The 19,894-nt window shown below is 59.8% G+C and carries 21 protein-coding genes; 7 read left to right on the forward strand and 14 right to left on the reverse strand.

The genetic code is table 11. The features are described 5' to 3' along the window. Positions 1-31: 31 nt before the first annotated feature. From BD293_RS01740 to regB, 9 genes are all read right to left on the reverse strand, one after another. Positions 32-457, reverse strand: coding sequence for a hypothetical protein (locus BD293_RS01740; RefSeq protein ID WP_142079587.1), 426 nt, complete (start codon positions 455-457; stop codon positions 32-34). Between the two features lie 173 nt (positions 458-630). Then, positions 631-1,905 (reverse strand): phosphopyruvate hydratase, encoded by a 1,275-nt coding sequence (eno, locus tag BD293_RS01745; RefSeq protein ID WP_142079588.1) that lies wholly within the window; start codon positions 1,903-1,905, stop codon positions 631-633. A gap of 63 nt (positions 1,906-1,968) precedes the next feature. Then, positions 1,969-2,832: a DMT family transporter gene (locus tag BD293_RS01750; RefSeq protein WP_142079589.1), complete on the reverse strand. Its 864-nt coding sequence runs from the start codon at positions 2,830-2,832 to the stop codon at positions 1,969-1,971. 111 nt (positions 2,833-2,943) lie between these two features. After that, positions 2,944-3,741, reverse strand: coding sequence for a cytochrome c1 (locus BD293_RS01755; protein WP_142079590.1), 798 nt, complete (start codon positions 3,739-3,741; stop codon positions 2,944-2,946). Positions 3,742-3,765: 24 nt separating this feature from the next. Further along, positions 3,766-5,121 (reverse strand): cytochrome b, encoded by a 1,356-nt coding sequence (locus BD293_RS01760; RefSeq protein ID WP_142079591.1) that lies wholly within the window; start codon positions 5,119-5,121, stop codon positions 3,766-3,768. 14 nt (positions 5,122-5,135) lie between these two features. Further along, complete coding sequence (gene petA / locus BD293_RS01765) at positions 5,136-5,699, reverse strand: ubiquinol-cytochrome c reductase iron-sulfur subunit (RefSeq protein WP_142079592.1); 564 nt, start codon at positions 5,697-5,699, stop codon at positions 5,136-5,138. Between the two features lie 204 nt (positions 5,700-5,903). After that, entirely contained in the window at positions 5,904-6,515 is a 612-nt protein-coding gene (locus BD293_RS01770; protein ID WP_142084217.1) for a glutathione S-transferase, read from the reverse strand. A 5-nt stretch (positions 6,516-6,520) separates the two neighbouring features. After that, on the reverse strand, positions 6,521-6,805 hold the full coding sequence (locus BD293_RS01775; protein ID WP_142079593.1) for a hypothetical protein: 285 nt from the start codon (positions 6,803-6,805) through the stop codon (positions 6,521-6,523). A gap of 82 nt (positions 6,806-6,887) precedes the next feature. Beyond that, entirely contained in the window at positions 6,888-8,273 is a 1,386-nt protein-coding gene (gene regB / locus BD293_RS01780; protein ID WP_142079594.1) for a sensor histidine kinase RegB, read from the reverse strand. 116 nt (positions 8,274-8,389) lie between these two features. On the opposite strand from regB, the gene BD293_RS01785 reads away from it, so the two are divergent. The 4 genes from BD293_RS01785 to BD293_RS01800 all read left to right on the forward strand — a co-directional run bounded on the left by BD293_RS01785 (position 8,390) and on the right by BD293_RS01800 (position 11,417). Further along, positions 8,390-9,010 carry an SCO family protein gene (locus BD293_RS01785; protein WP_142079595.1) on the forward strand — a complete coding sequence of 207 codons (621 nt, stop codon included), beginning with the start codon at positions 8,390-8,392 and terminating at the stop codon, positions 9,008-9,010. A 66-nt stretch (positions 9,011-9,076) separates the two neighbouring features. Further along, complete coding sequence (locus tag BD293_RS01790) at positions 9,077-9,634, forward strand: ActR/PrrA/RegA family redox response regulator transcription factor (RefSeq protein WP_142079596.1); 558 nt, start codon at positions 9,077-9,079, stop codon at positions 9,632-9,634. Positions 9,635-10,001: 367 nt separating this feature from the next. After that, positions 10,002-10,960, forward strand: a protein-coding gene (locus BD293_RS01795) for an IS630 family transposase (RefSeq protein WP_142079597.1) whose coding sequence is annotated in 2 segments (ribosomal slippage) — positions 10,002-10,343 and positions 10,346-10,960 — 957 coding nt in all. Because the reading frame shifts where the segments join, the coding sequence is not laid out codon by codon here. A 94-nt stretch (positions 10,961-11,054) separates the two neighbouring features. Further along, on the forward strand, positions 11,055-11,417 hold the full coding sequence (locus tag BD293_RS01800) for a hypothetical protein (RefSeq protein WP_142079598.1): 363 nt from the start codon (positions 11,055-11,057) through the stop codon (positions 11,415-11,417). A gap of 71 nt (positions 11,418-11,488) precedes the next feature. Here the strand turns inward: BD293_RS01800 and BD293_RS01805 are convergent, their stop codons facing one another. From BD293_RS01805 to clpS, 3 genes are read right to left on the reverse strand one after another with little or no spacing between them, the layout of a single operon-like run. Further along, positions 11,489-12,298, reverse strand: a complete 810-nt coding sequence (locus tag BD293_RS01805; RefSeq protein ID WP_142079599.1) for an SDR family NAD(P)-dependent oxidoreductase — start codon at positions 12,296-12,298, stop codon at positions 11,489-11,491. A gap of 10 nt (positions 12,299-12,308) precedes the next feature. Further along, complete coding sequence (locus BD293_RS01810) at positions 12,309-13,364, reverse strand: class I SAM-dependent methyltransferase (protein WP_246086177.1); 1,056 nt, start codon at positions 13,362-13,364, stop codon at positions 12,309-12,311. A 16-nt stretch (positions 13,365-13,380) separates the two neighbouring features. Beyond that, complete coding sequence (gene clpS / locus BD293_RS01815; RefSeq protein WP_142084219.1) at positions 13,381-13,725, reverse strand: ATP-dependent Clp protease adapter ClpS; 345 nt, start codon at positions 13,723-13,725, stop codon at positions 13,381-13,383. 99 nt (positions 13,726-13,824) lie between these two features. Between clpS and BD293_RS01820 the strand changes: the two genes are divergently transcribed. The 3 genes from BD293_RS01820 (at position 13,825) to BD293_RS01830 (ending at position 18,021) form a co-directional block, all read left to right on the forward strand. Beyond that, positions 13,825-14,529, forward strand: a complete 705-nt coding sequence (locus tag BD293_RS01820; protein WP_142079601.1) for an HAD family hydrolase — start codon at positions 13,825-13,827, stop codon at positions 14,527-14,529. Between the two features lie 195 nt (positions 14,530-14,724). Beyond that, positions 14,725-16,722, forward strand: a complete 1,998-nt coding sequence (locus tag BD293_RS01825) for a serine hydrolase (protein WP_246086178.1) — start codon at positions 14,725-14,727, stop codon at positions 16,720-16,722. Between the two features lie 45 nt (positions 16,723-16,767). Beyond that, positions 16,768-18,021: a DNA polymerase IV gene (locus tag BD293_RS01830; protein ID WP_142079602.1), complete on the forward strand. Its 1,254-nt coding sequence runs from the start codon at positions 16,768-16,770 to the stop codon at positions 18,019-18,021. 62 nt (positions 18,022-18,083) lie between these two features. Here the strand turns inward: BD293_RS01830 and BD293_RS01835 are convergent, their stop codons facing one another. Together BD293_RS01835 and BD293_RS01840 are read right to left on the reverse strand one after the other, a co-directional pair. Next, positions 18,084-19,436 carry an ammonium transporter gene (locus BD293_RS01835; protein ID WP_142079603.1) on the reverse strand — a complete coding sequence of 451 codons (1,353 nt, stop codon included), beginning with the start codon at positions 19,434-19,436 and terminating at the stop codon, positions 18,084-18,086. A gap of 37 nt (positions 19,437-19,473) precedes the next feature. Next, entirely contained in the window at positions 19,474-19,812 is a 339-nt protein-coding gene (locus tag BD293_RS01840) for a P-II family nitrogen regulator (protein ID WP_142079604.1), read from the reverse strand. Positions 19,813-19,894: the final 82 nt, after the last annotated feature.

Consider the following 19,894-nt stretch of genomic DNA (forward strand, 5'->3'; position numbering starts at 1 on the left):
ATCTGAGCGCGGCGCCTGCGCGCGCGGCGCGTCAGACGTTGAGTTCGACCTTGTGATCGGCCACTGCCGGTTCCGACATGCCTTGGAGTGCCTTGTAGGGTGCGTGCTCTTTCGGGTCACGCGCGGTTTCGCGTGGGTCTGATATGGCTGCGGGTAAGATGTCAGAATCCACATCCTTCGATATCGGGTCTGTCTGTGTGTCGCGCACCTGTTGCAAAAGACTGACTTGAAAAGATGGTGGCGGCCCTGCTATTTGGGCGCGCGTATCTTGCCATAGTGCCCGGTTCACATGCGCGATCCATTCGTTTTCGCGGCTAGATTGCACCTGCTGGACGGCGGATTTTGTCAGCGTTCCGGCAACTGCGGGACTCGTTTGTGCTGCGGGCGGTGCGGCCAATGGCTGCGCGTCGCGCAAGGGCGGCAGGGTCAAGGCAGGCATAATAGGTGTCGCAGACATTCTTGCCTCCATTTCGTGCAAGCGTGATAGAAAAATCGCCTTGAGTGATTGTGCCAGTTCAGCCTTTACGAAAGGCTAACACCTCTGGATTCACTGCTTAAAATTTTAGGAGACACACATGAAAACGGCCCGCACGGGATGGTGCGGGCCGGTCTGAACAGGGGTAAGGCAGATTAACGCAGGATCGAGCGTCCGGCATAAACAGCCGTTTCGGCCAGTGCTTCTTCAATGCGGATCAACTGGTTATACTTCGCCAACCGGTCCGAGCGCGCAAGGCTGCCTGTCTTGATCTGTCCGCAATTCGTGGCAACGGCCAGGTCTGCAATCGTGGCATCCTCTGTCTCGCCCGAGCGGTGGGACATCACGCAGGTCATGCGCGCACGGTGGGCCATATCCACAGCGGCCAGCGTTTCGGTCAGCGTGCCGATTTGGTTCACCTTGACCAGCAGCGAATTGGCGCAGCCTTTGGTGATCCCTGTCGCCAGACGCGTGGGGTTGGTGACAAACAGATCATCGCCGACAAGTTGCACCTTTGCCCCCAGACGGTCTGTCAGTAGTTTCCAGCCATCCCAGTCATCTTCCGAGCAGCCATCTTCGATGCTGATAATCGGGTAATCGGCCACAAGTGCCGCCAGATAATCCACATTCTCGGCGGGTGTCAGGGATTTGCCCTCGCCCACCATCTCGTATTTGCCACCTTTGAAATACTCGGTCGCCGCGCAATCCAGCGCCAGATAGATGTCTTCGCCGGGCTTGTAGCCTGCTTTTTCGATGGATTTCAGAATGAAATCGAGCGCTTCGCGGGTGCTGGACAGGTTCGGGGCAAAGCCGCCCTCATCGCCGATGCCGGTGTTCAGGCCCGCAGCAGAGAGTTCCTTTTTCAGCGTATGGAACACTTCGGCCCCCATGCGCACCGCCTCGCGGATATTGGTCGCCGCGACCGGCATGATCATGAATTCCTGAATGTCGATCGGGTTGTCGGCATGCTCACCGCCATTGATGATGTTCATCATCGGCACTGGCAGCGTGCGGGCCGAGGTGCCGCCAACATAGCGATATAGCGGCTGGCCGGTGTAATCGGCTGCGGCCTTGGCGACGGCCAGCGACACACCGAGTATCGCATTTGCGCCCAGTCGCGCCTTGTTGGGGGTGCCATCAAGGTCGATCATGGTCGCGTCAATGGCGACTTGTTCGGTTGCATCCAGCCCGATCAATTCCTCTGCCAGTTCGCCATTCACGGCGGCCACGGCTTCCAGCACGCCCTTGCCCAAGTAGCGGGCCTTGTCGCCATCACGCCGCTCGACGGCCTCATGCGCACCGGTTGACGCACCTGAGGGCACCGCCGCACGGCCCAGCGTGCCATCTTCCAGAATTACGTCCACCTCGACCGTCGGGTTGCCCCGGCTGTCCAGAATCTCGCGGCCAATAATGTCGATAATCGTGCTCATGCGCTGCCCCTGCTGCGTTGGTATGCGGTTCACAGGTTCTATAACGGCAGTTTGCAACAGTTTCTAGGTTACTTTCGTTTCCCGCCACAGCGTGAACATGCCCGCGCTGACAATGATCGCAGCGCCCACCAGCGTCAGGGCATCTGGCCGCTCGCCAAAGACCAGCACCGCCACGATCAACGCAAACAGCATGCGCGTGTAGCGAAAGGGGGTGACAAAGGACAATTCCCCCACCCGCATAGAGGCGACAAGTGCGTAATAGGCCAGAACACCGACGCCCAATGCCGCGACAAGGCCCGAGGTTTCCAGCGCACTGGGCATGATGGCTGGCGTGTCCATCATGACCATAAGGAAGATTCCTGCCGGTATAATCATGGCGAAGGCCCAGCTTGAAATCTGGTAGCTGGAGACTGTGCGCGGGATAACGCGGGTCGCAAGGTCGCGCCCGGCCAGGCCGATCACGCCAATCACCGCGAACAGGGACGCGGGCTCGAACCCTGCCATGCCGGGACGGACGATCAGCATAACCCCGAAAAATCCGACGCCGATAGCTGTCCAGCGCCGCCAGCCGACCTTTTCGCCCAGAAACAGGACCGCGCCCAGCGTCACGACCAAGGGGGCCGCCTGCAAAATGGCGGATGCTGTCGCCAATGACGCCAGCACGAAGCCCAGAACAAAGCCGACAGTGCCGATCAGTTCGGCCGTGTTGCGCATAAGAAGGGCAGGGGTCAGCAGGGCAGGCGACAGCAGTTGCTGGCCCTTGCGATGGGCAATCACCCCGAAAGCAACCGCGCCACCAACGCCTAGAAAGACCAGAATCTGCCCCACGGGCAGCGTATCGGCCAGCAATTTGATGAACATGTCCTCTAGTGCGAAACCGCCCATGGCCAGCGCCATCAGGACCGCACCGCGCAGATTGTCGGACATGGTATGTTCCTTCACAGGTTAAGGATGCGAGTGCTAACGCGAAACCTTGGCCTTTGAAAGCAAAAAAGCGCGCCCCGAGGGGCGCGCCTTGATCCTGCGATGACGCAAAGGTCAGTCTTTCTTTGCGGCTTTCTTGACGGGTGCCCAAAGCTGCTTGTTGGTCAGGTACAGCAGCGCTGCCAGAACCGACAGGAAGATCACACCGACAAAGCCTGCATGTTTGCGCTCGACCAATTTGGGTTCGGCTGTCCATGTCAGGAAGGCTGCGACATCAAGGGCCATCTGCTCTTCGGTGGCGGGTGTGCCGTCTTCGTAGAACACCATGTCATCGAACAGAACAGGGGCCATCGACACCCAGCCGCCATAGGCTTTATTCTCATAGAACATCGACCCGGCTTGGAAATCTTCCTCGCCTGTGTAGCCCAGCAGGAAGGAGGCGATGTATTCCGGCCCGCCGATCCCTTTCATCAACTGGTTGATGCCCAGACCGTAGGGGCCGCTAAAGCCCGCGCGTGCCTTGGTCATCAGGCTTAGGTCAGGTGCCCCTTCGAACTGCGATTCGGGCCAATGGTCCGGCCCGGTCGCTGGACGCCAGTCGCGCAACTCGTCGTCCCAGACTTCGTACATGTCCGCGAAGGCGCGCATCTGGTCATCGGGCAACTCTGGACCATTGCGGTCGGACAGCGTGCGGAAGGCCACATATTCCAGCCCGTGACACGAGGCGCAGACTTCGTGAAAGACCTGCAAGCCGCGTTGCAGTTGGTTGCGGTCATATGTGCCGGTCAGTCCCTGAAAGGAGAAGTCAAAATTTGTGACTTCGCCCTTCACCTTCGAGGCGTCGGCCATCGTGGCTGGCAGGGCCAGCACGACAGCGGACAGGGCAGCAACGGCAAGGTTCCTCAGTTTCATGTGTATCATCCTTTCGGTGTGCCGTTACTCTGCAGGGATCGGTTCAGCGGATGGCCCCTTGGGGTCATTGTCCGACTTGGATTTCAGGCTTGCCTTGAAATCTTCCTCGATGCTGGCGGGCTCTGGCAGTGGTTTTTCCAGCACACCCAGCAACGGCAGGATCACAAGGAAATACGCAAACCAGTAGGTCGTGCCGATCAGGGAGATGTTGGTGTAGATCCCCTCAGCAGGCATTGCCCCGGCCCATGTCAGCACCACGAAGTTGATGATGAACAGCCAGAACCACCACTTGAACATGGGTCGATAGCGGCCCGAACGCACGGACGATGTGTCCACCCATGGCAGCAGCGCCCAGACAAAGATCGACCCGAACATCGCCAGCACCCCGAAGAAGGTCGCATCGACAATCCCGAAGGTCAGCCAGTTCACGGCAATCACGATCCACACATCCGACGTAAAGGCGCGCAGAATTGCGTAGAAGGGCAGGAAGTACCATTCTGGCACGATTTCCGGCGGTGTCACCAGTGGGTTGGCTTCGATGTAGTTATCGGTGTGGCCAAGGAAGTTTGGCATGAAGCCCACAAGCGCCCAGAAGATCGCAAGGATAATCGCCAGCGCAAACAAGTCCTTGATGACGAAGTAGGGCCAGAATGGCAGTGTATCCTTGGCCGCTTCTTCCTTGGAGGCGCGGCGGACTTCGACACCGGTCGGGTTGTTGTTGCCCGTGGTGTGGAACGCCCAGATATGCACGATGCTCAGGCCCAGAATGACGAAGGGCAGCAGGTAATGCAGCGAGAAAAAGCGGTTCAGTGCCGCGTTATCCACCGCAGGCCCGCCCAGCAGCCATGTTTGCAGCATATCGCCGATACCCGGAATTGCACCGAACAGACCCGTGATAACCGTTGCACCCCAGAAGGACATCTGACCCCATGGCAGCACATAGCCCATGAATGCCGTTGCCATCATCGCCAGATAGATCAGGATACCGATGATCCAAGTAATCTCGCGCGGGGCTTTGTAGCTGCCGTAATACATGCTGCGGAACATGTGCAGATAGACAGCAAAGAAGAACAGCATAGAGCCGTTCTGGTGCAGATAGCGGATCATATGCCCGCCATTCACGTTGCGCATGATATGCTCGACGCTGGCAAAGGCATGGTCAACATGCGGGGTGTAGTGCATGGCCAGCACGATGCCGGTCACGATCTGCAACACAAGGCAGACCATCAGCACAATGCCCCAGATCCACATCCAGTTCAGGTTTTTCGGGGTCGGAATTGTGATCGTATCATAGATCAGCCCGACAATGGGCAATCTGCGATGAATCCACTTCTCCGCGTTCGACTTCGGCTCGTAATGATCGTGTGGAATACCAGACATGACGTGTTTCTCCCTTAGCCGAGCTGAATCGTGACGTCGTCAACGAAACTAGCCACCGGAATATGCATGTTCTCGGGGGCAGGGCCACGCCGGATGCGGCCAGCGGTGTCGTAATGCGACCCGTGGCAGGGGCAGAACCAGCCGCCAAAATCGCCAGCGCCGTTGCCCAAAGGCACGCAACCCAAATGGGTGCACACACCGGTCATGACCAGCCACTCGCCTTCTTCATCCATCGTGCGATTCTGATCCAACGCATCCGTGCCCGGCCGGTTAGGATTGCGCGACTCGCGGTCGATGTTCAGATCGTCCAGTTCGACTGCGCGCCCCTCTTCGATTTCTTCGGCGGTGCGGCGGCGAATAAACACCGGCTTGCCAAGGAAGTTTACTGTGACCTGGCCACCTGGTTCCAGACCACCAATATCAACGAAGATAGATGAAAGCGCTTGAACATCTGCCGAAGGGTTCATCTGATTGACCAGCGGCCAAACGGCGGCACCAGCCGTCACCACGCCGGCACCGGCGGTGGCATAATAGATGAAATCCCTGCGAGTGCTGTCGTTGTCATCAGCGTGGGACACGAGCATTCTCCCTTTTCAATGGGTACGGGGCTGCGAATTGCATATGGCCACAGAATTCCGCAGCCTCTCAAAGGCGTTATTTAGCGGGGAATACCCACCCCGTCTAGCCGCGAAAGCGGGTAAAGGTGTCGCAGGCATGCTGAATCTTGGGGTTCTTTCAAGGCGCAAAGCACCCAATCCGACCCCGTGAGCGCAAACACCGACCTAGCCAACGGGGGGCCGTGTCGCGCGCATGCTGTCGCGCGCGCCAAAGCGTGCGTCCCATTGTGCCAGCGCGGGCCGCGTTGCGCGCCAGTCGCGCGCCGCATGGCGCAGGTCCAGATAGCTGGTCGCACAGCCAAGCGCGATCTGCCCGATGCATAGCGGCCCTGCCAGATAGGCCATCCAGCGCGCCTCGATCACATCCAGCGCGCGGTCAATTTTGTCCCACTGCCCTTCGACAAATGGCGCAAAGCGGATTTCCTCGGGGCGCAGGCGGGCCTCATAGACCATCAGCAGCGCCGCATCGAGAATGCCATCCGCTGTCGCCTCTAGGGTCAGGGCATCCCAGCGCCGCGCGCCTTCGGGATACAGCCCGCCACCAGCGCGCGCATCCAGATATTGGCAAATGACCCGGCTGTCATAGAGGGCAGAGCCGTCGGCGCGTGTCAGGGTCGGCACTTTGCCAAGGGGATTCGCCTCAATCGGGGCACCGCCTGCGTCCAGCGGGGTACCAGAGCCGGTGACAAGTTCCAACTGGTCCACCAGCCCGGCCTCATGTGCCAGCACCATCACCTTGCGCACATAGGGCGAGGTGTGGCTGAAATGCAGCGTCAGCCCACTCATATGCGGCGCATTTTCAGGCGCCCTAGGGCGGTTGCGTCAATCTCGAACCCCGGCCCGTTCACGCCCAGCCGGATCACGCGCCGGAAGCGCGCGGTTCCATTCAGCTGTTCACGGTCGCGCGGACGGTGGCTGCTCAGCCCGTCCTCTACCTCGTCAAGCGCATCTTCGGTGCGCTGGTCAAGGCGTCCGGGCTGGATCTGGCGCATAAGCGCATAGCCAGCAATAGCAACAGCGCCGTATTTCGCCGCCACTACAGCGAGAGGGGCCAAGGGAAGTGCCATGAGCGTCATCCTTCATTATATACCAGCAAGACTAGCAAATGCCGCGCGATTGTCCACTCACGCTTTGCACAGCGGTCATACACTAACCCGATACAGGCAGGTTGGGGGCCAGTGCGGCCTGCGGGTCGGCGGCGATGCGGGGCAGGGGCCAGACAAGGGTAATCCGCGCACCGGTCAGATGTGGCCCCCCCGGCAGATCACTTTGCGTGCCGTCGTTATTGTCGAAGAGAAGCTGCGCGCCGCTGCGTTCCAGCAGGGTCTTGGCAATGAACAGGCCCAGCCCCATGCCGTCATAAGCGGGGCGTCGCCTTGGGCGTTCGGGGTCGCGCCGGTGGCGGATGAACGGCTCGCCGATATTGCCAAGGATTTGCGCCGGAAACCCCGGCCCGTCGTCATGAATGCGGATGGTCAGGCGCTGGTCTGACCATTCGCCCTGCACCCAGACTTCGGATTTGGCAAAATCGACGGCATTCTGGATCAGGTTGCGCAATCCGTGAATGATTTCTGGCTGGCGCAGGATCAGGGGCTGCGGGGTGCCGTTGCCTGCGGGTTTCAGGACGAAATGAACCTGCTTGCCCCGGCCCAGATGCGGCTCTGCGGCTTCGTGCAACACTGCTTCCAGCGGGGCGCGGCGCAGATGCGTGTCATCCTTGCCCGCCCGCCCCATAGAGCGCAGGATATCGCGGCAGCGGTCGGCCTGCTCGACCAGTATCTGCGCGTCTTCTGCGTGTTCCGGCTGGTCGCGCAGGGCCGTGGCCAGTTCCGAGCTGATCAGCTTGATCGTGGCCAGCGGCGTGCCCAGCTCATGCGCCGTTGCTGCCACCACCCCGCCCAGATCGGTCAGTTTCTGTTCGCGCGACAGCGCCATTTGCACAGCCAGCAGTGCATCGGCCATCGAATTTGCTTCGGCCGCGACGCGGTGCGCGTAGAAGGCCTGAAACACGATGCCGATGATGATTGCGGCCCAGAACCCGAAGGCAAAGATGGGCGGCACGATATGGACAGTGCCATCCTGAAACCGCAAGGGTTGATAGGTCAGTGTTATCAGCGTTACCAGGGCCACGGCAATCACTGCCAGCAACAAGGTTGATCGCGGCTTCAATGACATTGCAGACACGGCCACGGGCGCAAGGATCAACAGGCTGAACGGGTTGGTGATGCCACCGGTCAGATACAGCAGGCAAACAAGCTGCGCGATATCGAACAGGAATGTCAGCATGGCCTCTGTATCGGACAGGCGTTTGGTCTGGGGAAACAGCAACAGCGACAGAAAGACCGACAGCGCCGCTGCCCCCATGACCAGCCACACCAGCGACACATTGAACCGCAACCCGAAATGGTAATGCGCCGCGATCAGCGCCACGGCCTGACCGGCCAGCGCCAGCACGCGCACATAGGTCATGGTGCGCAGCCGCACCCAATCGCCGCGATATTCCTGAGAGATTTCGCCAAAGGTGGGGTTGGTCATGCACACTCCGCTACAGGGGTCGCAGCAGGACGTGATGTCACAGTTCTGCTATACGGGATTGTTAGGGCGCGAGGCATGCGGCATCAAGGGCGCAATCCCGCGAAATGAGGTATGCCATGATTCGACTGTATTCTGCTCTTGCCGTAGGTCTGATTGCAGCACTTCTGGGTGGGCTTGGATATATGGTGTTTGTCGGGCAGGGCCAGACGGTCCTTGCCCAATGCCGCGGCACCTCGATTTCGGGGGGGGGCGGGTCTATTGGCGGGCCGTTCGAGTTGGTGGACCACACTGGCCGCACTGTGACAGAGGCTGATTTCGAAGCCAAACCGACGCTTGTCTATTTCGGGTACACGTTTTGCCCCGATGTCTGCCCCCTCGACACTGCGCGCAACGCGCAGGCGGTCGATCTGTTGGCCGAGCAGGGCTATGACGTGACGCCGGTTTTCGTATCTGTCGATCATCAGCGCGACACGCAAGACGCGCTGGCAGAGTATGTGCGCTTCATGCACCCTGAAATGGTCGGTCTGACCGGCACCGAGGCCCAGATTCGCGCCGCCGCGCAGGCCTATCGCGTCTATTTCGCCTTGCAAGAAACCGATGACGATTTTTATCTGATCGATCATTCCACATTCAGCTATTTCCTGCTGCCTGGTCATGGCTTTGTCGATGTCATTCGCCGCGACCAGTCGCCCGAGCAGGTGGCAGATGTCTTGTCCTGTTTCATGGATAATGCCTGAGCGGTTGTACAAATTGACCTTTGCCGCCCCGCGCCCTACTTATCACCCATGAAAGTGAGAGCGCACATGGAAACTGAAACAGCCCTGGACCTCGGCCCCGACCCCTCGCTTTTGCTGGTCGATGATGACGAGGTTTTTCTGAAACGTCTGGCCCGCGCCATGCAATCGCGCGGCTTTACGGTCGAGACAGCAGGCAGCGTTGTTGCGGGCAAGGCGATTGCACGGGCGCGCCCACCTGCCTATGCCGTGATCGACCTGCGGCTGGAAGATGGCAATGGACTGGATGTGGTCGAGACATTGCGCGCCGCAAGGGCGGATGCGCGGATCGTGGTTCTGACGGGGTATGGTGCGATTGCAACAGCGGTCGCCGCCGTCAAGATCGGCGCGACTGATTATCTGTCGAAACCTGCCGATGCCAATGATGTGGTTCGCGCGCTATTGGTGCAGGGCGATGATGCCTTGCCGCTGCCGCCCGAAAACCCGATGTCGGCAGACCGCGTGCGCTGGGAACATATCCAGCGCGTCTATGAGCAATGCGACCGCAACGTCTCGGAGACGGCGCGCAGATTAAGCATGCATCGCCGCACGCTTCAGCGTATTCTGGCCAAACGCTCGCCGCGCTGACGTGCCCCGTGTGACATAATCTGCGTGCAGTGTGCCCGGTTGGACGGATGATGGATTTGCGGGACCACTAAGCGCCTTTGCGCGGCGTCAAGGGCGTCAGCCCGCCGCGCATTGCCGGGCCGCCCCCGGGCACGGCGATTTAGTTGCCACAATAGCATAGATCTGATCTTTCGCGGATTCGGCCAGTATAAAGTGCATTGGCTTCAATCGAGGATCGCCGCACCGCGGCCCGGCTCGTGCGCCGTTTCAATGACCGCAACGCCCTTCTGGCCACCATTTGACCATTTAGAGCGCCGCGCTTGAAACGTGAATCGATGGATTCCCTTTGAGGTTGATTTGTGATTCATGTTCCTTGGGAGGATGTCTTATGTCATCAGCATTGCCGTCAGCGCTTCGTGCGCGGTTTCAAGAGTGTATTGTAGAAGGATTGAGCGGTCGTGCCGCAGCAGCACGGCTGAAGTTGTCCGCCGCCACTGGTGTGCGATGGCAACGCAGGCTGCGGGAAACGGGTTCGATTGAGCCGGAGCCCCAAGGCCGTCCTCCTGGTCATGGGAAGCTGTCTTCTCATCAAGCGTTGCTGGAAGAATTGGTGGCGCAGGATGGTGATATCACTTTGCCAGAACTTGCCGGTGCATTGGAAGCTGCCACTGGCATTACCGCGCACGCGGCCTCCATCGGGCGGTTTCTGCGCAAGCTCGGATACACATATAAAAAAAGTCGCTGGTTGCCACCGAACGGTTGCGCGCTCATGTGAAGGAGCGGCGTAAGAACTGGTTCAGGCATCACCTGCCTGCCATGCAAGCGCATCCTGATCGGCTTGTCTTTATTGATGAAACCTCCGTCAAAACCAACCTGACCCGTCAATACGGACGCAGTCTCTGCGGAAAGCGCCTGGAAATGGATGCCCCGTTCGGGGCGTGGGGAACGCAGACATTTATCGCTGGTTTGACGCACGACAATCTGATCGCGCCGTGGGTCATCAAAGGGGCAATGGATGGTGAAGCCTTTGAGGCCTATGTCCGAAATGTCCTGGCCCCGGAATTACAGCCAGGCACTGTCGTTATTTGCGACAACCTCGCCACCCATTACAACAAGGCTGCTGCGACGGCTTTAAGAGATGTGGGATGCTGGTTCTTGTACCTGCCGCCATACTCCCCTGACCTCAACCCCATCGAGATGGCTTTCTCAAAGCTCAAGGCACATCTGCGTAGGATTGGAGCCAGAACATTCGATCAGATGTTCGACGCGCTCACGGAAATCTGCGACCTCTTCACACCGGACGAATGCTGGAACTTCTTCTGTGGGGCTGGATATGCATCAGGTTAAAGGCTCGACGCTCTAGGTCAAAGATGCTGGACAACTGCCCGATACACTGCTTCCATCGGGGTAGTTTTGTCAGGGACGTCGCGAGGGAGAGAGCATGCGCCTAATGTTGATCTTGTCCGCCGCCCTTCTTGCGGCCTGTGCCGCGCCCCAAGACCGCTGTGTCCGTCAGGCGCAAACCGAACTGACTGCGCTGGACGCAAAGATCGCCGACAGCGCGCAAGCTCTTGCGCGCGGCCATCGCATTATCCCCGCGACCGAACGGCGCACAACACTGCATCTATGCGCTTGGCCGAGAGAACCGGTCTTGTTCTGCACCCGCCATACACCGGAAGCGCCTGAGACGCGCGTGGCCGTGGACAGGGCCAGTGAGCAGGCGCAACTTGACCGGCTGCGCGCAGAGCGCGCCGAGGTTGCCGCCGCAACCGCCACTCGCATCGCACAGTGCCGCGCTGCCTGAAATCGCTTTAACCTTTTGTTTTCTCGCAATCTCGCACCGAAAAAAGTCCATCAACTTTTTCTGAAATTGCTTTAATGCGCCGGTACAGAAACTGGGTCCAGCAGGGTGCGCCCGCCATCAATGGTCATGATCTGTCCGGTCATGAAGGCCGCAGCATCCGAGGCCAGAAATTGCACTGCTTCCGCCGCCTCTGACGCGGCACCGATCCGGCCCATCGGGGTTTGCCGCAGGATCAGTTCGCGGTAATTGTCATGCGTGTGCATCTGATCTTTCAGATTGGCACTCATGACGCTGCCAAGTGCGACACCGTTGATGCGGATGCGGTGCTGCGCAAAGGCCACAGCCATTGACCGTGTCATCTGGTCGAGCGCTGCCGATGCGATGGAATAGGCCATCAACTCGGGCTGCGTGCGCCGTGCCGCGATAGAGGACAGGTTAATGATAGAGCCGATGGCGTGCTTGCGCTCGTCCGCGCCTTCGGCCTGCGTGATCATGCGCTTGGCCACAAGCTGGCTAAGTTTCAGGCTGGCAATCAGGTTTTGCTGCAACGCTTCCTGCACGGTGTCGCTTTGGTCATCCAGCGGGTCAGACGCAATACATTGGCGCGTTGCGTTCACCAGAATGTCGATATGCTCATACGCATCAATCGTCGCCGAGAGCAGATTGGCCAAAGTCAGCCGTTCGCGCAGATCGCCCGCAAAGAAGGTGGCGTGGTCTTCGGCACCTGACATGGTGGCGACTTCGGCTTTCAGCCGCGATTCATCGCGGTCAGCCAGAACCACATTGGCACCCTGATCCACAAAATGCCGTGCGATGGCCAGACCGACGCCATTCGCAGCCCCTGTCACAATCGCGGTCTTGCCTGCTATGGAAAAGCTCATGATGCCGTCCTTATCGCCGCGTCCGCGCCACGGGGGCTGATGCGGGTTTCTTGCGCGGGTTCTGCGCCAGCCAGACACGGAATGTGCCTGTCTCGGCAATGATCTCATGTTTGGTGAACAGGCTGGCCAAGGCCACCTCGTAGGGCAAATGCCGGTTTGCCACCATCCACAGCTTGCCCCGGTTGCCCAAGCTGCGCGCGGCGGACGCGATAAAGGCCAGCCCCAATTCGGGTTGCGGTTTGCGGCCCGTGTGAAAGGGCGGGTTCATCACCACACCATCGACCGGGCCGGGCAGGGCAAAATTGCAGGCATCGTGCCAGTGGAACTGCGCGCGCGGGTCGGTGATATTGCTGCGCGCCAGTTCCAGCGCGCTGGCCTCTGCCTCGACCAGATGCAGCGCCTCGACCCCATTGCGTGCCAGACAGGCGGCGGACAGATAGCCCCAGCCCGCGCCCAGATCGGCCATGCGCGCTGGCAGTTTGTCGGGCAGGTGTTGCGCCAGCAGCGCTGATCCGGGGTCGATCCCGTCGGCAGAGAACACACCCGGCAAGGTCTGGAAATCGCCCAAGTCCGGGTCCGAGACGGTTTGTGGCTGTGCCTGCCAATCGCTGAAATCCGTGCCCGATGGGGCGAACCAGAACAGCTTGCCATGCGCCTTGGAGACTGTTCCCGACACCTCAACCCGCGCACGCACGGCCTTGAGGACCGACTCGATCCCATCGGTTTTCTGACCATCCACCAGCACAAGGTCAGCCCCCAGTTGCACCGCTTGTGCAATCAGCGCCAGCCCTTCGGCCTTGGCGCGCGGCAGACAAACCAGCGCTATAGGGGCCGCGACGGGTGCCTGCGCAAGCTCAAAGCCCGCCTGCACAAGCGCGTCATGGTCGGGGCGGAACCCTTGCGCCAGCTTCAGGCGCGCGGCGGGCAGCGGGTCGAACCGCTCGCCCGCGCGGGGGCGCAGCACAGAGATGTCGCCCTCGGGCAAGCTCAGACCTTCGTCAAAGGCCAGTGTCAGCCGTGCCTCGCGCGGGGCAGGGTCAGTCATGATTGGGGATATGTTTGCCATGGCGGCGCACCGCGCCCTATTCTTCTTTTTCCAGCGTGCATTGCAGCGGGTGTTGGTGTCGCCGCGCAAAATCCATCACTTGCGCAACCTTGGTTTCCGCGACCTCATAAGAGAAGACGCCAACAACTGCCACCCCTTTCTTGTGAACGGTCAGCATGATGTCAAAAGCCATGGCGTGCGACATGCCGAAGAAACGCTCCAGCACATGCACGACAAATTCCATCGGCGTGTAGTCGTCATTCAGCAACATGACCTTATACATGGGCGGGCGTTTGGTGCGCGTGCGCGTCTTTGTGACCACAGCGCCATCATCTTGTGGCCCGTCCGAGTCGTCGTCGGTCATCTGTGGGTCGCGGTTCATATGAATCATCAACTCTTTCAAAGGCTGGATTGCGGCTGCACAAAGCAATATAGCGTATCACATCGTTCTGAAACCCCCCCCGTTGCAAGGCCAAAGCCGATGACCCGCATCACAACTATCGGATTCGATGCTGATGACACGCTTTGGCATAATGAGCGCTTCTTTCGCATCACACAGGAACATTTCGCGGCTCTGTTGGCCGATTATACTGACAAAGACACGCTTATGGCGCGCCTGCTTGCGGCAGAAAGACGCAATCTTGGGCAATATGGCTTCGGGATTAAGGGCTTTGTGTTGTCGATGATCGAAACCGCGATTGACGTAACACAACAGCGTGTCCCTGCCAGCGTGATTGCCGAATTGCTGGCCGCAGGTCAGGACATGCTGCGCCACCCCATCGAATTGCTGCCCCATGCACAGGATGCCATTGCCGCGCTGGCCCCCTCGCACAAGCTGGTTCTTATCACCAAGGGCGATCTGCTGGATCAGGAACGCAAACTGGCGCAATCGGGTCTGGGCGAGATGTTTGACGCGGTCGAGATTGTCTCGAACAAGACCCCGCCGGTCTATGCCGAGATTTTTGCCCGCCACGGCGATGGGCCGGAAGCGGCGCTGATGGTGGGCAATTCGATGCGATTCGATGTGATTCCTCCCATAATGGCGGGGGGTTGGGGGGTTCATGTGCCGCATGGGATCGAGTGGGAGATCGAATGGGCCGAGACACCAGGCGATCATCCGCGCTTTCGCACCATCGCGCATCTGGGCGAATTGGACGAATTGGTCGGTTGGATTGATGGCAGCTAAGGCGCGTGCCGAATATGGTATAGCGCTTGAGGCAGGCCACAATATTTGCCCAAATCTTGATGAAGAAACGCCTAAAATGCATTGAAAATTCATGCTTTTCCTGAGGGCGCGGTCGTGCTAACCTCTGACTGAGCAGTAAGCCCGAATAAAAAATAAATTGGGCAGAATCAGAGGCACAGTATGCAGGCGCACTCCATGCGATTCTATCGCCATGTGTTGGCGACCGTTTTGCTTATGGCCGTATCCATTGGTGCGGGAATATCTCATGCGGCACCCTATGCTGCGATGGTGATGGATGCGCGCAACGGCGAAGTCATATTTGCACGCAACCACGACACCAAACTGCACCCTGCATCCCTGACTAAAATGATGACGCTGTATGTCGCCTTTGAGGCGATCAAACATGGCGAAGTAACACTGGATACGCAGTTTACCACCAGCCGACGTGCCACGCAGCAGACCTGCGTTTGCCTTGGGCTGCGTGAAGGTCAGCGCCTTTCCCTGCGTTATCTGATCCGGGCTGCGGCGTTGCGCTCTGCCAATGATGCCGCTGTGGTAATCGCCGAAGGGATTTCCGGCTCGGTCGAAGCCTTTGCCGAGCGTATGACCCGCACAGCCCAAGCAATGGGCATGAACAACACCAGCTTTCGCAACCCGCATGGGCTGACGCAGGCAGGCCACCTGTCGACCGCACGCGACATGACCATTCTGGGTCGTCAGCTGTATTTCGACTATCCGCAATATTTTAACATCTTCTCACGCCGCAGCGACCATGCGGGTGTGGCGACAGTTCCCAACACCAACCGCCGCTTTCTGGATGCCTATTCCGGGGCCGACGGGATCAAGACAGGCTACACGCGCGCCGCAGGTTTCAATCTGACAGCGTCGGCAAAACGGGGCGGCAAGCATATCATTTCGACAATGTTCGGGGGCAGCTCCACCGCGGCGCGCAATGCGCATGTTGCGGAGCTTATGGATATTGGGTTTAGCCGTGCGGCCGCACGTGTGGCGACTCGCGCGCCAGCCACTCCGGCCTATCGCGGGCGCGGGACTGTGGCGGTGGCACAAGCGCCCACGCGCAATGGTGATGACGACCCGAGTGCTGCGGCCAAGACAATCCGTTTGCAAACCGCCGTCCGCACCAGCCTGCGGCCAGAGCCGCGCCCGACCAGCGGCCCGGATGATGCAATCCTTATGGCCGTGCGCGAAAGTGTGGACAGTGCCGTGTCCGAACTGGCTGTCAGTTCCGCTGTGGCAGATGCGGAAACAAGGGCGTCTGATACCTCGGCAACGGATGCAGCAGATACAGATATGGCAGGGCTGGCCCCGGATGCGCTTGGTGTGACGCCACCACCCCGTCCGGCGGATGTTTTGCAGTCAGACACCGCAACAGAGGTGGCGCTGGATGCCGCCATTGCAGCCGGGTTCACGATCGCCGACCCCGACGATATCGCGCAACTCAGCGACCTGGACGGCGCGTCGCTTGACGACGCGGTGGTTGCGTCAGAGGAGACTGGAAATTCCGCGCCAGAAGATGTGGTCCTGATGTCCGAAGCTGTGGACATGAACCAAGATGACAGCGCCACCGCCCCCGCACAGATCGCAGAGGCGGCGCAGGACACCCCCGACACGCAGATTGCGGCCCGTGATGATGCGGAATTGGGCGATGACGGTGAGGTGACTTGGATCGGTGCATCGGAATCGATGCTGGCCGAGGCCGCTTCCGAGGATGACCTGATCCAGGACGAAGATGGCGCGTTCCAGATGGCGGCGCTGGACAGCGGCGCAGCCGCCGCCCCGCAAGCCAATTCCGGCATGATTCTGACCAGCACCCCCAGCCAGCCACGCGGCGCAGAGGTCACACCGCAAGCCCTTGCCAGTGCAATCGAGGCAAATCTGAGTGCCACGGCGTCGGACACCGGCCCCGAAGTGGTCACGCGACTGTCGACATCGGATGGCGGGCGACTGTGGGGGGTGTCTTTGGGCCAGTTCAATTCGCGCAACGCCGCAGAGCGCAGCCTGATAACTGTCAAGATGGCCGAGGCGGCAGCACTTGGCAATGGCGTCAGCCGTATCCGGCAGGCCAGTGGCCGGTTCGAGGCAACCGTCGCCGGCCTGACCCAGACCGAGGCAGAACGCGCCTGCCTGCGCCTGTCCGCGCGCAGCATGGATTGCTCCATCGCCCAGCCGTGATGGTCCCCATAGCCAGCGGGCGGGTCTTCGCGGTATAGTGTCGCCATGCCTGCCTTTTGCCGCGATTGTCTGACCTGTTTTCCTGAGGGGCGGCGTTGTCCGTCCTGCCATTCGCTGCGTGTCGTGGCGGATGCGGAGTTGTATGATCTGTCCATCGCGCATATGGATTGCGACGCCTTCTACGCCAGTGTGGAAAAGCGCGATAACCCAGAATTGCGCGACAAGCCTGTGATCGTGGGCGGCGGGCAGCGCGGTGTCGTGACCACGGCCTGCTATATCGCGCGCATCCACGGTGTGCGCTCGGCCATGCCGATGTTCAAGGCGCTCAAACTGTGCCCCGAAGCGGTCATCGTCAAGCCGCGTTTCGACGCCTATGCAACCGCCTCGCGCGAAATCCGCGCGATGATGGAAGAACTGACCCCCGCGATTGAGCCGCTTTCGCTGGATGAGGCCTTTATGGACCTGACAGGCACCGCGCGGCTGCATGGCGCGCCCCCTGCGGTGATGCTGGCGCGCTTGCTGCAACGCATGGAGGCAGAGTTGCGCCTGTCCGGGTCCGTGGGCCTGTCGCATAACAAATTTCTGGCCAAGATCGCGTCCGATCTGGACAAGCCGCGCGGGTTTTCGGTGATCTCCCAGGCTGCCACCGAAGGGTTTTTACGCGGCAAACCCGTCAGCATTATCTGGGGGGTTGGTGCTGCGATGCGCGGGCAATTGGAACGTGCGGGCATTACAACGATTGATGACCTGAAGCGCTGGGACCAGTCCGATCTTGTCGCGCGATTCGGGTCTATGGGCGCGCGGCTGTGGCATCTGGCGCGCGGGCAGGACACACGGCGCGTGGCGCGTGACCAGCAGGTGAAATCCATCTCGAAAGAAACGACATTTAACACCGATCTGTGTGATGAAGCGACGCTGGACGGGCATCTGTGGCGGCTGGCCGATCAGGTTTCGGTGCGGGCCAAGGCCAAGGGGCTGGCGGGCCGCGTGGTCACGCTGAAACTCAAACGCGCCGATCACCGCATTCTGACGCGCAGGCTCAGCCTGTCTGACCCGACCACGCTGGCCGATGTGATCTACCGCGCCGCGCGTCCGCTTTTGGCACAGGCCATGACATCGGCCCCATTCCGGCTGATCGGTGTCGGGATTTCCGAGTTGAGCGCGGATCAAGGTGTGGGCTTTCGCGCCGACTTGCTGGACCCGCACGCCGCCCGCCGCGCCGAGGCCGAGCGCGCAATGGACCGCTTGCGCGCTCGCTTTGGCCCGGACAGCGTGGTGAAGGGGCGCAGTCTGCGATAGGCCGCACCCATAAAAAAGGCCCCGCAACCTGCGGGGCCTTTTCATGTCTTGGAAGTGCAGGATCAGCGGTTGCTGAACTCTGGATAGGCTTCCATACCCATCTCGGTCTTGTCCAGACCTGTGACCTGATCTTCGTCACTGACACGAATGCCCATCACGGCCTTCAGGATCAGCCACACCACCAGCGAGGCAAAGAACATGAAGATACCGATTGCGGCCATGCCAATGAACTGCGTCACAAAACTGGCGTCGCTGTTGGTCAGCGGCACAGCCATTGTGCCCCACAGACCAGCGAACAGGTGAACCGGGATCGCACCGACCACATCGTCGATCTTGAACTTGTCCAGCAGTGGGATAGTCAGGACAACAATCACGCCACCGACAGCACCGATCAGAGTTGCAGAACCAAGACCGGGGGTCAGCGGTTCAGCCGTGATCGACACCAGACCAGCCAGCGCACCGTTCAGCACCATGGTCAGGTCAGGCTTCTTGTACAGAAGTGTCGACAGGATCAGCGCCGTTACAGCACCACCAGCAGCAGCGGTGTTTGTGTTCGAGAAGATCCGGCTGACATCTGCGACATCAGAGATGGTGCCCATAGCCAGCTGCGAGCCGCCATTGAAGCCGAACCAACCCAGCCACAGAATGAACATGCCCAATGTTGCCAGCGGCAGGTTCGAGCCCGGCATAACAGTAACCTTGCCGTCACTGCTATATTTGCCATAACGCGCACCCAGAACGATTACACCTGCCAGCGCAGCCCAGCCGCCTGCGGCATGAACGATGGACGAGCCAGCGAAGTCAGAGAAGCCCATCTCGTCAAGGAAGCCTTCGCCCCAGCTCCAGCTTGCCTGAATAGGGTAAATGACGCCGGTCAGGATGACCACGAATGCAAGGAAGGGCCACAGCTTGATACGCTCGGCCACAGCACCCGAAACGATCGAGGCGACAGCAGCACAGAACATCAACTGGAAGATGAAGTCCGACCCGATCGAGGCGTATTCGATGTCATCGACATCTTCGAGCGCGACACCAACGGGTTCCAGCACGGTGGGGGAAATCCCGCCCAGCCAGCCTTCAATCACCCAATCGCCCAGCGGGTACATCAGGTTGAAGCCAATGAGAAAATAGGCAATCGTCGCAAGCGAGAACAGCGCCACGTTCTTGGTGGCCTGCATGGTTGCGTTCTTTGAACGCACAAGGCCCGTTTCCAGCATACAGAAACCGGCGGCCATGAAGAACACCAGAAAACCGCCAACCAGAAACAGCAGCGAGTTCATGATGAACACCATTTCGGTGTTCAGGGCAGTGACCGCCTCCATCGCATCCGCGACGGCCTCTGCCTCCTGTGCCAGCGCAAGACCGGGCAGCAATGCTGCTATGGCCGCGAGTGGGAGTATCTTTTTCAGTTGCATCTGCATATGTCCTTTTTGAAAGTGTCCCGCCGTGGCCTCAGAGCGCGTCATCGCCAGTTTCCCCGGTGCGCACCCGCGTCGCGGCCGCCAGATCCAGCACGAAAATCTTGCCGTCCCCGATTTTGTCGGTGCGCGCTGTCTTTTGCAGCGTTTCAACCACCTGATCCGCCATTGCATCGGACACACCGATTTCGAGCTTCAGCTTGGGCACGAAATTCACCGCGTATTCTGCACCGCGATAGATTTCGGTATGGCCGGACTGCGCACCAAACCCCTTGATTTCAGTAACCATCATTCCGCGCACGCCAATCGAGGTCAGCGCTTCGCGCACCTCTTCCAGCTTGAACGGTTTTATTGCCGCTATGATGTATTTCACAGGTCATCCCCTTTCTTCGAGAGCGAGAGTCCACCGGACCGCACGCGCCAATCAGGGGTCTGGAGTGACCGAGTCTCAATAA

It is taken from the genome of Roseinatronobacter monicus (assembly GCF_006716865.1).
Taxonomy (GTDB): domain Bacteria; phylum Pseudomonadota; class Alphaproteobacteria; order Rhodobacterales; family Rhodobacteraceae; genus Roseinatronobacter; species Roseinatronobacter monicus.